Source organism: Pseudomonas sp. S2_A05 (genome assembly GCF_054668485.1).
Genome location: NZ_CP162775.1, coordinates 905,060 through 919,584, shown reverse-complemented (window position 1 = coordinate 919,584; position 14,525 = coordinate 905,060). Strand labels below are relative to the sequence as shown.

The window sequence follows — 14,525 nt, the reverse complement described above, 5'->3', positions numbered from 1 at the left end:
TAAAAGAAGCGCTACTCGAAGCTAACGCATCGAAGTGACTTAGAATCCCTCCCAATATATCGATTCCCAGAGCTATGACAATTCGCGCTTTATGAATCGCACGACACGCTGCACGTTGTCCTACATGGGAAAGTTAAGGCCTGTACTTCGGCATCGGACAGCCCCTAAGATCTAAGCCGTCACCAATCCATGGAGCGCCGATCTTGCCAAGCGTATTTTTTTCATACTGCCATGCCGATGAGGCGCTTCGTGATCAGCTGGAAAAACAGCTATCGATGCTCAAGCGCCAAGGCGTTATCGACACTTGGCATGATCGCAGGATCGGCGCTGGTCAAGAAATCGATGCAGCCATTGACAACCACATCAACAGCGACGAAATCATCCTTCTCCTGGTCAGCCCGGACTTCATCGCCTCTGATTATTGCTACAACATCGAGATGGCTCGCGCCATGGAGCGCCACGCCGCAAAGGAAGCGATCGTCATCCCTGTGATTTTGCGTGCGTGTGATTGGCATCATGCTCCGTTCGGTAAGCTACTTGCCACGCCTGAGGATGGTAAACCCGTCACCCTGTGGCCTGACCGCGATGTAGCTTTCCTGCAAGTAGCGCAGGCAGTACGCAAAGCTGCAGAAAGATGCCGCAAGGATGTGCCCATTCCTGCACCGCAAATCGCGCGCTCGGCGCCAACTATTCCACTGCCGCTCTCCCCGCTACCGGCCACTGCCCCCCGGTCGAGTAACCTTAGAGTCGCCAAGAGCTTCACCCAGCGGGACAAAGATCAGTTCTTGCTGGACACCTTCGAATACATCGCTCGCTACTTCGAGAACTCACTACAAGAGCTTCAAGCTCGTAATCCTGGCTATGAAGGTGTGTATCGTCGAATCGACGCCAATCGCTTTTCTGCGGTCATCTACAAGGACGGACGGGACGTTGCTAGGGGGACGGTGTTTACGGGAGGTCAGCTGGGTGCCGGGATTTATTACAGCCAAGGCGATTCGTTAGCGGGCAACAGCTACAACGAGTCACTTTCGGTAAACGCTGATGATCAGACCCTGTACTTGAAAACTCTGGGCATGTCTCACTTTTCCGGACACGACCAGAAGCTGTCTCAAGAAGGTGCTGCGGAGGCGCTCTGGGGAATCGTCATCACGCCTTTGCAACGCGAGAGATAACCTTTCCTGGCCAACCACAGAGACTTGGTGATGGAGTGGAGGCGAGACGCGTATCGGGTGCTTATCGCCTGGAGTCAATGTCTCCCATCACTTGGGGCGCTTCGAAGCAATAAGAGCATCGAAGGCTCCCTTGCTCGAATGCCCCTCCCGTATTCTTGCGACCAAAAAATCCGCATCCAACCCTGCTGGGTCAAAATGCTCTCGGGCATGCCGAACGATGCTCAACCAGAGTTCAAAAGGGACTGCTGTGTTATCACCATTTCTGCATCGATAACTTGGACGCTGAAGCAACGCCGGCGTTCGTAACACTAGGTCGTCACACAGCCGTTGGAAAATTCGGAAGGGTGTCTCGCTCATCCCGATTAGGGAGGGATGGGTGAGGCGGCTGATCGATTGGATAGCTGACTCGGTATCGACGGTGTGCAGGTTCGATAGACGTCGGACGTCCGCTTCAAATGCTTCTGCGCCAATTGACGTCACTAGTCTTTCAACAGATTCGAGTTCTGACAGGTTGTCACGGCCCAGCGTTCTTACGTGCTGCTCCATCATTCTCCTCCTGCGGACTAATTTCCTGCTTCCCACGTTCAAGAGACCATTCTGATCCACTGGAGCAACATCGCGGGCATTCGGGAAATTGCTGTTACTCGTCATCGAGTGCCAATCGATGTTGTTCCACGTGCGCGACTTCGCGCGCCCAAGCCTCTAGAAAATCAGTCCAATCATGCCAATACAATCCTGCCTCTACGCGACCTGCTGGCCCCAGAGCCACCGCGAAGCGGGATCTCCAAGGCTCTGGGATATCTGAGTCCCGAATAATCCAGCATCCTACAGGATGAGCCTCCCTAGGCAGCCGAACCAGCTCAGCGTGGTCGAGATGGCAGGCGCTCAATGGAACTTCATGATCAAGTCGTTCAAGCTCATCCAATCGTTCCAGGATCGCTCGTGCGCTTTGATCGCCTGGTACTAGTTCAGCGAGCCGCCATAGCGCCTTCCTTCGTTCTCGTTCTCGTAGCCAGATATCACTCATCACGACTCCCCTGGGAGCACGTAAGTACTCATAGTTAGTTGAGTGGGTGCTGCGCAGTTGTCCGTCAGCCGTATCCATAGATTGCAAGTCCAGGCTACGCCTCCCAAGCAAAGGTCGGACGGGAGACAGGGAGGTCAGCTTCATAAGTTAGCGGCCTCTCGACTACCGCAGCCGAAACACATATCCAAACGACATTCGCGGAAATTAACGAACTTTGATTCCGTGCTGCGCAAAATCATTAAGGAGTGTCTTGCGACTCAGCATCGCTGGAAGCTTGAAAATGTTCCTGTATCCGTACCAGAGGCCCAAAGGCATGATCACTAACCCAAGACCGAATGTGGCCGTAGCAGCAATGATGGCCGCAGGAATTGAGCCGAGCGAGAACACAACGCCTTTCAATATTGTCGATCTAGCGATCAATCGGATGTCGTCCAGATCGTATTCAACTTTTCCAGCTTTGTTTTCAAAAGCCAGCACCACAATGGTCTTTTTCGAGATTCTCTTGAAATACCAAGTTCGTGGAGTCTCGGTCGCCATCGCACCATGAATTTTCAGGTATTTCGGAACGACCACCTGTTTGAAATAGAATGTTTCTCCTTTTTCATCTTCAAGTCGCACCCGACTGTAAAGAGCATCAAGATCGCCTTGCGCCTGGACGTCATAATTTTTGATCGTCACGGTTATTTTTTCGAGGTCAGCCATTTTTCATCCTTAAGCGCTCCGGTTTTCGGGAGGCGCGGCTATCTGAATCCCCATCAAACCCCTCCTGATGGCGTCGTTCATGCGGTACACGTTTGAAAACGAAGTTGGGGTTATTGTCCTTTTCGACTCCCAATGGGGCTAAAAGACAGTCGGAGCTTTTAGGCTTTCAACAATCGTGCTCGCTTGTGATCACGTAGTGATCTCCTCCGATACTGCGAACCAGCTTGAAGCCGTCCTTCTCGGCGATGCACCGCACGGGAGGTGTCGCGATTGTCATACCGTTTTTCGACACTCCCGATTGGTCGTTGTAGACAAGCGCGACATAACGCTCCCCCACTCTCGCGGCGCCGAAAAGGAATGCGTCGACACCGACCGACCAGTCGACGTGCTGAGCCCGAACGACCTCTGGAGGCAAACCTTGCAAGGCGCCCTGGTGTTCCTCGGCCATCCGGCGGTCTCGCGCACAATCACAATTGAACATCTGCTTGATTCTCGACAATTGATGAAACTATACGAACGACGAGCGATTACTCCGACCTGCCTTCCAGTAGACCCGCAGTACCCAGTGCGATTTAGTAAATAATTGGATGAACTGAGTGAGCCTCCAACCGCAGTCACGCTGCGCACGCAAAACCATACCCAGGGCTGTGCATGCTGGCCCGCCGTGTCCTGCCACGCCTCCGGATATTGCTCTGGCCAGTGCAAGGAAGACCACCGACAGCAAGCTGTTCAGTTTTATACATCATATGACGTGTAACTGTACACGGCAACATGGCTACATCCTCTCTTTTGAGGACATCATCTTGTTGAAGCCAGCACTGGCAGCGGTCGTTCGAGCAGTTCGAGGGAATCTAGGCTTCACTCAGGAAAACCTTGCCCATGCGGCATCCCGCACGTACCTGAGCAAAATCGAGAATGCCGAAAGCAGCCCAACTATCGATAAATTTGTAGAACTCGCGGAGGCTCTCGGCATGAGCCCCCGGCTTTCATGGCATTGGTTCTCTCGGCCAGTGACAAGACTTCCACCTCAACTTTGCTAGCAAAGGCCGCAGTGGAATTGGAGGCACTTCAAGAACGCGTCAGCGACGCAGATATCGCAACGCATCTTGCCGGTTTTGATCTTGTGAAGCGGCCTGCCGCTCGACCAGTGAATCTGATCAAGCTGAAAGGTGTGCTGGAGTGCAAAAAAATTGGCTTGAGCAAAGCAGAGACTGCGAGACGGCTCGGGATGAGTCGATCAACAGTGGGCTTTCTTTGGGAACGGTCGATGCCAGCTGAAGACCTCAATGCCAGAGTCTCAACAAGCCAATCAAAACTCAAAGGACGTCCCTGAAACATGGCTAGACAACGTACCTTGCTCCCTCCGGGAAGAGAAAACTTTGCTCAAGACCCTTTTGCACATAGCGCGCTCGGTGCTATGAAATGGGAGACCGCGAGTTTATACGCCGGCTACCTATCGATCCGTCCGTTACGCCCTTGAGCGAACAGCTGAAGACCCAGTGCTCTGGATGACTCAGCGCATGCTATGCCTGAGGCGGCGTCAGCAGTGCTTCTCAAGGAGCAAAGCTTTGCAGAGATGCCGTTGTTTGTCCGCGCGGTCTGTGAGAGTCAATATTGCGCAATTGCCTTGATGCTTATTGGCTACAGCCTCGAAGTCAGTCTCAAGGCAATGATCATCGTCGAGAACGGGATTGAGAGTTACACCCAGATGGGCAAGAAGACCATGCATCATCGCCTTGATGACTTGGCCTCGTCCCTACCTGACCTCTCAAAAAAAGACAAAGCCATTCTGCTGGGACTTAGCCACTTCGTTAGCTGGGCAGGCCGGTATCCAGATCCGGGTACTGGCAAGGAGCACAAGCTGGACGAAATTTTTGACTTAGGCGAAAAGCACCAAGTGACAGCTTTCGACCTGTTCAACATGTCCAGCCGGCTGATGAGGCACGCGCAGACGGTCGTTAGCCAAGTGCTGGACTGAAACTTGCCTAACCCTTTATAGCCCCGCCGGCAGCGGCTCACCGGCTAAAACTTGCGCTACCTCAAGCAGCGACTCACGCACGCGGTTCGGCGTTTGCTGGCCCAGAACACGATCAATGGAACGAAATCCGTAATCGCCTCGGAGACTTTGAGCGCGTTCGGTTAAGCGACCAGCCACTCGTTGACATATTTCTTGAGAGGGAGCTCTTTCGCTAGCGAGCATCGCGCTGAGCTCGACCTTAAGATTGATCAAACTGCCCTCGGCCTCATCGACGAGTGCCAAAGCTGTCAGCCCTTTCACAACAGACTCCAGAATCTCCCACCCGGTTTCGTGCCTACCACCTTTTTTTCCCCACCCTAATAAGAGTCTTCTGGACTTGGTATAGAGGTCATCATCGCCACGCCTGAAGCTTTCCAACGCTGCCTCAAACAGGCATTCGGTTAGCGCGAAATTCTCAACAAAGGTCACGGAATTCTTGTCATCTGGAATCCATGAAAGCGTGTCGATTAGCCAACCCGCGTGACGTTTCAGTCTATCCTGCATACGCTCCGGGCAAGCTGGGGCATCCGCGAGGGCTCTTAGCAGCGCCGAAATGTCGGTAGCCCAGCCAATAGCATCAAATGTGAATTGAGATCGGTTCTGTACGGCTACTAGCAGGAGCTCTTTGTGCACGACGAAGATCTGATCCGCCCAAGTCTCGATATTTGCAATAATTCTGGACGCCTGTTCGTGCCCCTCAGGCGCTCGCAATAATTCATTCACCAAGGCAGTAAGCTGACATCTAAACGACGCAACGCTAGTGCCCGAATAATACGGGCCGAGCGTCATACTGTGGCTGGATGAGAGCCCTTCATCGGCAGTCCCTAGAAAGCTTTTCGAAACTGTCGTCACTGCTGTACGCAGCATACTGACAAGGGCTCCGATATCACGCTCGCTCTTGACTAGAAGATCGAGGGTGAGGCCGGCTAATTGCTCGAAGCCGGTCAGCGTGACAGGTTGATGACTCGCTTTCACCACCCCCACCAAAGAAAGCGTACCGATCTTCTTTACCAAGTTACCGATGTCGTTGGGGGGCATGTGTTTGAGAGCCACTTGTGATGCTTTACCCATTATTCGAATGCCTTGCATCATCAGATCAGGCATGTTGTGCGCCACGACAGACTCAACTGCTGACCCCAAATAGTTAGAGGCAAGCAGAGCGTGATGCTTACTCCGCTCTCGTCCCGAATAATCGATGCCCAGGTAAACCCCATAGAGCCCGCCAAACGCACGGACTGTGCTTTCTGCGAGTCGCTCATCCCCCTTGGAAAGCGCGTCATGCATCATCTGCCTCAATTGCTCAAGCGCAGTGTTTATCGTCTGGTCACTCTCACCTGACGCGGCAAAAAAGCCGTGACCACCAATAAATGTCCCGTTTTTGGCAGCGCAGTAAGCCGCGTTAATTAGTATCAGGTGATGGAAAGCAGCATCAGTAACTTCGTAATCGCCTTGGCTTGCAAAGCGCTTCGCATATGAAATGCCGTAGTGGATCGCTTGGTGGGTGACGGTGACCCATTGTGGGTTGGCTTGGTAAAAAGCTGCTTTCGATTCGTCCAACTGGATCTCCTCACCGACCGCCTTGGCCGCCGGAGCAACCCCCTCTCTCAATAGGATACTGGCGTTATCTGCTAGCCGGCTCCATTTTCGCAAGTCTCGACTAACCGTGCTCGACATGATGCGCAACTGCTCCATTGGATTAATGAGATGGAGCGCTCGACGGTACGCATACAGAAAAAAAGCACGATTACGGCGATACCCCAAATGGCAGTGAGTATCGCGGGCATCGCCCAACTCGCATCCGGGATCAACGATATGCCCGCTATTGCGATCGCAGTGACAAACGATCCCATGAAGGAGCACAGCAACCGGCGATCGGAACTGAATTGTTTGAAAAGCCCATGAGGCATCCGCTCAACATTTGTCTGCATCGCGAACACGATGATCGAGAAAGCAATCGCTGCGGCGCCGATCAGCGCCGATCCCACACCACCCAGAAGGCTCTTTAATGCTCCCAGGTTTTCTTGCTTACTGAAGAAGCCCCCTGCCAGAGTCTGCAGAAATGGTGTCAACAGGACGCTTGCAGCCACCGCGGCTAAGAAAGTAATGGCAATCAACTTCATGCCGTGACGCGAACGCCAAAAACCGAACTTCATCCTGGCTTGAAAGAGCCGCATAACACCCAACGCGTAGGCTTTGTGCACGCGTCCCTTGATGACTGGCATTTCCATTCGGTAAAACACTCCAGTTAGTAAGATTGCAGTCATTCACCCAGGACGCCATGCCATCGGAGGATGCGGCCGAATATGAACGTTTTGGGCTGGGGATCACCAGGTTCATCAGCCATGATGAATTGGAAAACCCGCTTTCATTGGTACCGAGTTTTGCATAAATTGGTGCATGGTTTGATCTGCGCTAAGCGTGCGGGCACCGACTTCGATTCGCTGGCAGGTGGGAAATCCGAGGGATCCAGAGTAAGCCCACAGCATGCCAACGAGCACTATCACTCTATCGAACTTATCTAGGTTGCTTCTACATGGCAGTAAGGCTTGAGTTTTTGACCACAGATCCTGAAGAGATCGAACTTGCTAACCGTTACTGGAGCATGAATGAGCACGGAGAGTTCTTGGAGGTCTTGAAGGATCTCGTCCCCTTCCGGGAGCTCAGACAACCTGCGCATCTGACTAAGTATGTGCGTGAGCTTTGCGTCGCCTACGACCTCAATCATCTGTGCGAATGTGGCAACCCCATCCGTGCGAGCGGGCGAACAGACCTAAAAAAATTTGCGGGCCGCTCATCGCGTTCCTGTCATGAGTGCCTGCAAACCGCACAGCGGAAAAAAGATGCAGAGGAAGCTGCGGACAAGGCTGAACTTGACGCACAGCTCGTGACCCACAGCGACTGGATGAAGCGCAGAACAATCTCTTACCAAGATCTGTCGGACGATGCAGTCCTAATACTTCGTGCGCTCTATGCCTCCGTTGGCCCGCGTTTATGGCAAGGCAGGTTCAAGCATGATGACTGCAATGACCTAGCACCTTACGACTGTGGCAGTTTCATCAATCGGCTTTATCGTCAAGGTGCCCTTAGCGATGATCCAGAGCCCGCTCGGAGGGGAACCTACTTCCTAGCTGAGGGCAAAGTATGCATCCGACTGGAATATGCTCATTTGTTTTTGTCTCCAGATGAAGACTTTGGAAGCGGAGATGAGGCGTTCAGCCTCTTACTCAACCGGGTATTCACTGACGCTGATGCGCTGAGCAACCTATGGCTCGATTACGCTTGTGCCGATGTAACGTGGTATCTGATGGATCAATGCGACCTGCACACCCAGCAGATCCATCCCGAAGATTATGTGAAAACTCAAGACCTCATTCGGGACGGGTTGCGTACTCACAGCGTTGCCCAGATGTGGTTCGTCATGTGGAAGGTGGCCAGGGATGCGGCGGCGCTGTCAAGGCGCTCCTACTACAGCCAGCAGAGTGCGACCGCAACGATTCCAACCAAAATCCGCAAGCAGCTGGAGCTTGCAGATAAGGATGGAAATCTGCGTGATACTTGGAAGCGATCAGCTCATCACATTGCTGGCACCCTTGGGACGGTATTCGACCAGATATTTGGCATTGATGAGAACACTACGGGCGCCAAGGTTTTGTCCATGTTTGAACAGCTCTGCAAGCCAATGGAGTCCGACACCGCATTGGATGAGCTCGCAGTTTTTTTCATGAAGGATACGCTTGAAACAAACAACTCGTTGCCTGCGCTTGAAGCCTTTGCCGAAATGATCAGATCGGGGCTCACAACCGAGGAAGCGTTGATCGAAGCGGTGCAGTCTAAGCCTAAGCAGATGGCGAACATATCTTCTGACCTGTCGAAGTAAGCCGATGGAGCTCTATGGCAAAGACTTGACCATCCATTTCCCTTCATCCTGATCGGCTTCGCAACCTAATGTCTCCCGTTATGACGTACCGTATCCCCAAGGAGCGTGAGCTGACATTTTGGGTGGCCGAGATCGATGTACCACCTCCATTCAAGATCTATTGGAAGGTGAAGAACGTCGGCCCACAGGCCATCGAGCGAGACATGATCCATGGCGAAATCCGTATCGACAGCGGCCACCGCCAGATCACCGAGCACTCTACCTTCCAAGGCGACCACTACGTGGAATGCTACGCAGTGAAAGAAAATGTGTGTGTTGCCCGCAGTCGGATCATCGTGCCGATCTGAACCCGTAGCAGATCCTCCCTGGCATATCACCACTGCTCGTACAGGGAGAGGCTGCAGAGCACATGGATCTCGAATACCAACACAATCGCGAGGGATGCAGCTTGAAGGAATATGCAGCGAAAAATGTCGACGAGTTAAACCGGCTCATTGAGGGTTTTGGTGAGAATGTTTTGTTTCGTGGCCAGACCTCTCATTACGGCGAGATTGGAGCCCCTTCCATCGTCACGTCCTTCGACAGGAACCGATGCATACCGAGCGAAATGCTCAAATGGTGCCGCTATTCTCAAAGCGTGCTGGATGCATATATCGCCAAACACCGAACAGACTTTGCCTATCAACAGGCACTCCTTCAGCACTACGGCTGGCGTTCGTTCTACGTGGATTGCACCTCTGATCCAGCCGTAGCCGCGTGGTTCGCGAGCCACAAATATACCGAAGCGGCCAAGCTGGAACTTTGTGAGGACTGTGACGAGCAGGCAGTGATGGTCAACAAGCGTATGGCGAATTATGCGCCTGTGACCGGCACCGGCCATCTGTATATTCTGTGCAAGCAGGCCGCAAATCAGATAGGCCTAGTTGACCTGGCTACGTTGACCGTTGAGGGTTACAGGCCGCGCACCGTGGCTCAGTCAGCTTGGCTTCTGGGCCCTCTGCAAAATCCAATACCGCAAGATTGCTTTCTCGCCCAGATGAGTGTTCCTAGCGAAGTTCTCCAGGAATACGCTGCCACGCGCGGCTTGACTGACACGAGTGCCCTCTTCCCCTCCCCCGCTGAAGATCCGATTTTGAAATCATTGCTGGGTCTGCCGTGGGAGGAGATCAAGTCCGAGGCGGCACTCAAAGGTCTACCTGCGTTCAAGCGAGCATTGGAGCTTCCAGAATACCATGAGAGCTTTGTGAAAATTGCAGGTGCGCATACCGCGTTCTATCGAGGTGCGAAAATTCTGGATACCCAGGATTCGATTGATGGTAATCCTCGCGGTGGAATCTTCGTCGAGATCCCGGACATGGTGCTCTATGGGTCAGCCGACCCGAGCAAGCCCCTCCGCTTCCCTAAGATCGAGAAGCTGATCAACGAGAATGGCACGGTAGCATTCGAAGCCGACACGTTGATCAAGCATCCAACCCTCGATCACCTGACGCTCTACCAGAAAGGTGTCGGCGTCATACCTCGAGGGCCTGACCTATTTGAGGTTTGTGAGCTCACGGTCAAACACCCAGGACTCCGACTGACCGGAGCCGGCTTCACCACGGGCTGGACATATCGAAGGCAGACGAGCGGAGTATGGATACGGGAAGCGCAGAACACAGACTGCTCATGCGGTAATCCCATCATCCATGCACAGCACATCAGCGCACTGCACATCGCCGAGGAGTTCCTGAAGGAGCCCAAAAGCATCGAGTAACGAAGCTCGTTGACTCAGCCGTGTCGATCACCAAGGAAAGCGGACGGCAATAAGCTATGTTTCCCACAGCACCTGCGAGCAATAAGGTCGAATTAGCGAAGGCTCGCGCTTAGCGCTGCCTTGAGTTGAGTTGACAGAGGAGTAGTCTCACGATGTATCCACCCTTCAATGTGGAAGACCTCGCAGCCGGGGCCGTAGAGGCCTTCAAGATGCTTGGCAACGCGCGCGCCATCGCCGTGCTCGTTTCTGGTGAATGCAACTTGGAATTGGTCGATACGAATTTCGGCGTGAATTACTGGCAGCTAGTAATCGCCTTGCCCATCCCTCTGTACTACGCGATGACCGAAGCGGAGCGGGAAACCACATCCATTGAGATTTGCGATGTCGTGAAGCCGTTTTACGCTACCCTCACGGATGAGGCTCTGTCCGGCGTAACCATTGCACCGCGTGTTGGCGAAGCTTCAGAAAACTGGCGGGATGAAGCTCTGCGTTACGTGAAAGGGGAAGGCGTCACCAACCAAGGACGAGTCAGGAGTGACAATATCGCGTCCCAGGAGCATCAGGGGCTGCTGTTTCGCTCGAAAGCCGAGGTCACCCTCTTCATTGCCCTCACGCGTGCAAAGCTGCCTGTGGCTCCACTACCCGTTTTCGTTCGGATAGGAAAATTCTACAACCGTTTGGAGCCTGACTTCGTCGTCATCTACAAAGGGCTCACCTTTATCATTGAGGTGGATGGAGACACATATCATCGTGAGTCGCCCGCTGAAGCCGATAAGCGTTTGGTGCCGCTGACCTGGGAGGGCGTTGAGGTCAGGAGGATACGCGCAGCAGACTTGTCCAGTGATTCCGCCGCAGACGATGTAGTGAAGGATCTGATCGACTTTATGTCGAAGAGGAAAGCCGCCCGATAGCGCTTCGCCCAGAGACTAGTAAGCTGTGATTGATGGCATCGCGCCACGGTGGTGAAATGGCTGCGCCGTGCTGTACTGACGGCTTTCTTTGGACTGCTTGATGGAAATGGACATGACCGCAGCTTTAATCACTATCTTTGCTGGCCTTTGCGCAGCTTACATGGCTCGCGAACTCAAGATTTCTGAATTCCGGCAAGCTTGGATCAACGGGCTTCGCGAGGAAATTTCAGACTTCGCAGCCAAGGCACACGAATGGATAGACCTGTACATCGATACCAACCCGAGTGATGACCAAAGGCTGAAGGCAGAAGCGCACAGAAAGCTCAACTCGCTGAAATACGAGGCATTCCGTGCATACCGGAAGATTCAGATGCGCTTCAAGCCGACCGACGAAGAAGCGAATAAGCTCCTGGCATCTCTGCAGAATCTGCTCGACCCCAGCAAGCTCTATGTAGACCCCCAAGACCCGAGAGGGAGGGGAAAATACAATGGCTGGCGAGAGCTCGCAGATTCGACAATCCTTCAAGCACGGCATCTGCTCAAGGAGGAATGGGAAACCACGAAAAACCCCCTCACTCGTGTTGCACGCAAAGTGCCAGCCTGGCTGGGTTCAGTTTCCGCTGCTGTGAGGAATTAGATGGTTCTGCGCCAGACTGGCTAAAGGCCGGGCAGTGAGATGGTTTAACACTTTGAGCCCTTGAGCTTGGACATAGATGCTAGGCCTCTTTTCTGCACGACGATGATCTGGCCAATTCATGAAGGCCGTTAAACTCACCAGACGGTAAATGAGGCGGGATCAGATGCCCTCTCCCGCTCGACCGCTAGACACCGTTTAATCGAGCAATTGTTCTCTCCTTCAGAACGTTCTCATCTTCATCCAGGGCTCAGTTGGCATCGCTCACGTGTATGAAAAGCTGGCTGATGCCTTCCTCGCTTTGCCTGCTGGCCTGACTCACCTGGCGCTAGAGATCCATACATCGCCGAAAACCACTACCAACACGAAATTTTTTTGGAGCTATAATCTCGCCAAACGAAACTTGAGAAACCTCAGATGATCAAATTCCGCCAGCCCACCATTCCCGAACTGTTGATCCAGAATGTCCCGCGAAACGTAGTCATGGGTGCTGAAGATGCCTTTGAAGCGGGCGCGTTCCGCGCCTATTTGGCTACAAGAGACATGGACGACAGTCATCGCAAGAATGCGCTCGGACAGATGCGGGCGTTCCATATGAACGAGGCATTCGAGGAGACGCTACGTGCTTCCGACGCTGTCCATACACCCCTTAAGGGCAATGGAGTCGTGCTGGGCCACGCAGGCATCTTCAAGTTCGGTCGGGTGAATATGTCTTCTACGCTCTGGAATAATATTCGGCGCGGCGCGATCCGTCGTCAGCTTGCAGAGGCGAACTTGGCAATGACTCAGTTGGTTCAGCCATCGCTATTTGCTCCGGAACCTATCACCTCCGGTACGTTCTTTTTCGTTGCATGCTTCACCGGATCCTTGACCAATCAGCCGGAGCGCCCCGTGGAAATTCACATCGCGGTGCCCGACGCGGAAATGAAGGGGTGGCTTTTCCGAGAGCCGTTGGGTAGGTTCCTCGCTCGCTACGACGAAGCACCTCAGCAAGTCGACAAGGCGAAGCCGAAGCTCAAAACAGGTGTGCTCGAAACGGGCCTACTCGAAACAGGACAAGATACAAAATCATGAGTCGTGGAATTACGGGGTTTGAGTCGGGGCGGCTTATACAGGCGCTTGCGGCTCGCGGCCTTTCTCAAGTAGCACTGGCGAGCATGGTAGGGGTGTCCCCCGCTACGATCAGCAAGTGGAAAAGCGGCCAGCAGTCGCCTGAGGCCGAAGCATTGGGCAAGCTCTCTCAAGTCATCAATGTGGCTCCAGAGTGGTTTACCCGCCCCATACCCGAGAAGTGCTCTCTTCCCTTGTTCCGAAGCAATGCTTCGGCGCATGCCAGCGCCCGTACGATGCTCGAAGCACGTCTCGAATGGGCTCAAGACATCGCGTTAGCCCTGGGTGAGTTCGTGGACTTCCCCGACGTAAACCTACCCACGCGCGCGTTCACGGATCCGGAGCAAATCACCAGTTCCGATATCGAGGACGCTGCGGATGAATGCCGCGAACTTTGGGGACTCGGTCGACGCGCGATACCTGATCTGGCCATGGCGGTTGAAGGCGCTGGCGTGATTTTGGTACGCGAAGAAACAGGCGTGGCGACCATTGAGGGACTATCTGCCTGGAGTCAGGTTTTGAATCGTCCGCTCGTGCTGCTTTCCGCTGATAAGCAAAACGGCTTTCGCAGCCGCTTCGACTTGGCTCACGAGCTTGGCCATTTGATCCTTCACAAGGGCATCGAGCGGTCGACTGACCCCGTTCGCCACAAATTGATGGAAGACCAGGCCCACCGTTTCGCAGGGGCCTTCCTGCTCCCAGCAGAAACGTTTGCCGCCGAAGTCAGGAGCCCAGTCACCCTGGATAGTCTCTTGCTGCTCAAGCAGCGCTGGGGCGTTTCTGTGGCTGCAATGGTCATGCGCCTTTGGGCTTTGAAGGTGATCGATGATGATGCAAAGGGCCTGCTGTTTAAACGTCGCTCAGCTCGCTGGGGAGTAAAAGCAGAGCCGGGCGATGAAGGGCGCACTCCTGAACAACCTCGTCTTCTAAAGCGCACTATCGAGCTGCTAGCCTCTTCGGGCGTTTTGCCTGTGGACGGTGTCGCTGCCTACGTCGGCCTTGCCGCAACGGATATCGAGATGCTGACGGGTTTGCCCAATGGATACCTAAGTGGCAATGCTGAAGTTGTGCATCTGGCCAAGCTTAAGGGTAACAGTGGCCCCGTCACTATTGAGCATAAGGCCCCAGAGTCAGGAGTGGTGCTCGCGTTCACTCGTCGCAGATGACTTGTCGGGGAGGCCGCATGGTTTGGCCTCCACCGACAACTATATCCTCAGGGGCTGATCGAGAGGCAAGACTGTCGCCCTTCCGCTCCGGCAACTCCAATCCGAGCTTATACCTGCAGAGCCAGTGCTCTTCCGCTTCGTTTGAATCTTCAGAAT

Annotated in this window: 16 protein-coding genes; 11 read left to right on the top strand and 5 right to left on the bottom strand. The window is 53.7% G+C overall.

Going from position 1 to position 14,525, the window contains the following annotated elements:
• Positions 1-203: 203 nt before the first annotated feature.
• Positions 204-1,172: a toll/interleukin-1 receptor domain-containing protein gene (locus tag AB4O12_RS04140; protein WP_460060420.1), complete on the top strand. Its 969-nt coding sequence runs from the start codon at positions 204-206 to the stop codon at positions 1,170-1,172.
• Between the two features lie 87 nt (positions 1,173-1,259).
• Here AB4O12_RS04140 and AB4O12_RS04135 read toward each other — a convergent pair whose 3' ends face one another.
• The 3 genes from AB4O12_RS04135 to AB4O12_RS04125 all read right to left on the bottom strand — a co-directional run bounded on the left by AB4O12_RS04135 (position 1,260) and on the right by AB4O12_RS04125 (position 3,349).
• Positions 1,260-1,718, bottom strand: a complete 459-nt coding sequence (locus tag AB4O12_RS04135) for a hypothetical protein (RefSeq protein WP_460060419.1) — start codon at positions 1,716-1,718, stop codon at positions 1,260-1,262.
• 685 nt (positions 1,719-2,403) lie between these two features.
• Complete coding sequence (locus tag AB4O12_RS04130; RefSeq protein ID WP_460060417.1) at positions 2,404-2,901, bottom strand: hypothetical protein; 498 nt, start codon at positions 2,899-2,901, stop codon at positions 2,404-2,406.
• Positions 2,902-3,067: 166 nt separating this feature from the next.
• Complete coding sequence (locus AB4O12_RS04125) at positions 3,068-3,349, bottom strand: hypothetical protein (protein ID WP_460060415.1); 282 nt, start codon at positions 3,347-3,349, stop codon at positions 3,068-3,070.
• A gap of 298 nt (positions 3,350-3,647) precedes the next feature.
• Here AB4O12_RS04125 and AB4O12_RS04120 point away from each other — a divergent pair, with 298 nt between their 5' ends.
• The 3 genes from AB4O12_RS04120 to AB4O12_RS04110 all read left to right on the top strand — a co-directional run bounded on the left by AB4O12_RS04120 (position 3,648) and on the right by AB4O12_RS04110 (position 4,879).
• The gene (locus tag AB4O12_RS04120) at positions 3,648-3,941 is read left to right on the top strand and encodes a helix-turn-helix domain-containing protein (RefSeq protein WP_460062379.1); all 294 of its coding nucleotides are present in this window, start codon (positions 3,648-3,650) and stop codon (positions 3,939-3,941) included.
• Complete coding sequence (locus AB4O12_RS04115) at positions 3,890-4,234, top strand: hypothetical protein (RefSeq protein ID WP_460060413.1); 345 nt, start codon at positions 3,890-3,892, stop codon at positions 4,232-4,234. Before AB4O12_RS04120 ends, AB4O12_RS04115 begins: the two co-directional genes overlap by 52 nt.
• Positions 4,235-4,426: 192 nt before the next feature.
• A complete protein-coding gene (locus AB4O12_RS04110; protein WP_460060412.1) occupies positions 4,427-4,879 on the top strand; it encodes a hypothetical protein in 453 nt (150 codons plus the stop codon).
• 15 nt (positions 4,880-4,894) lie between these two features.
• Here the strand turns inward: AB4O12_RS04110 and AB4O12_RS04105 are convergent, their stop codons facing one another.
• Both AB4O12_RS04105 and AB4O12_RS04100 read right to left on the bottom strand, forming a co-directional pair.
• Positions 4,895-6,592, bottom strand: a complete 1,698-nt coding sequence (locus AB4O12_RS04105) for a hypothetical protein (protein ID WP_460060411.1) — start codon at positions 6,590-6,592, stop codon at positions 4,895-4,897.
• Positions 6,547-7,146 (bottom strand): hypothetical protein, encoded by a 600-nt coding sequence (locus AB4O12_RS04100; protein WP_460060410.1) that lies wholly within the window; start codon positions 7,144-7,146, stop codon positions 6,547-6,549. The genes AB4O12_RS04105 and AB4O12_RS04100 overlap by 46 nt, the downstream gene beginning before the upstream one ends.
• A gap of 305 nt (positions 7,147-7,451) precedes the next feature.
• On the opposite strand from AB4O12_RS04100, the gene AB4O12_RS04095 reads away from it, so the two are divergent.
• The 7 genes from AB4O12_RS04095 to AB4O12_RS04065 all read left to right on the top strand — a co-directional run bounded on the left by AB4O12_RS04095 (position 7,452) and on the right by AB4O12_RS04065 (position 14,369).
• Complete coding sequence (locus AB4O12_RS04095; RefSeq protein ID WP_460060409.1) at positions 7,452-8,795, top strand: hypothetical protein; 1,344 nt, start codon at positions 7,452-7,454, stop codon at positions 8,793-8,795.
• A gap of 80 nt (positions 8,796-8,875) precedes the next feature.
• Positions 8,876-9,142 carry a nucleotide-binding domain-containing protein gene (locus AB4O12_RS04090; RefSeq protein ID WP_460060408.1) on the top strand — a complete coding sequence of 89 codons (267 nt, stop codon included), beginning with the start codon at positions 8,876-8,878 and terminating at the stop codon, positions 9,140-9,142.
• A gap of 62 nt (positions 9,143-9,204) precedes the next feature.
• Complete coding sequence (locus tag AB4O12_RS04085) at positions 9,205-10,548, top strand: FRG domain-containing protein (protein ID WP_460060406.1); 1,344 nt, start codon at positions 9,205-9,207, stop codon at positions 10,546-10,548.
• A gap of 152 nt (positions 10,549-10,700) precedes the next feature.
• On the top strand, positions 10,701-11,459 hold the full coding sequence (locus tag AB4O12_RS04080; RefSeq protein WP_460060405.1) for a hypothetical protein: 759 nt from the start codon (positions 10,701-10,703) through the stop codon (positions 11,457-11,459).
• Positions 11,460-11,571: 112 nt separating this feature from the next.
• Entirely contained in the window at positions 11,572-12,096 is a 525-nt protein-coding gene (locus AB4O12_RS04075; RefSeq protein WP_460060404.1) for a hypothetical protein, read from the top strand.
• Between the two features lie 414 nt (positions 12,097-12,510).
• Positions 12,511-13,167 (top strand): hypothetical protein, encoded by a 657-nt coding sequence (locus AB4O12_RS04070; RefSeq protein ID WP_460060402.1) that lies wholly within the window; start codon positions 12,511-12,513, stop codon positions 13,165-13,167.
• Complete coding sequence (locus tag AB4O12_RS04065; RefSeq protein ID WP_460060400.1) at positions 13,164-14,369, top strand: XRE family transcriptional regulator; 1,206 nt, start codon at positions 13,164-13,166, stop codon at positions 14,367-14,369. Before AB4O12_RS04070 ends, AB4O12_RS04065 begins: the two co-directional genes overlap by 4 nt.
• Positions 14,370-14,525 lie beyond the last annotated feature (156 nt).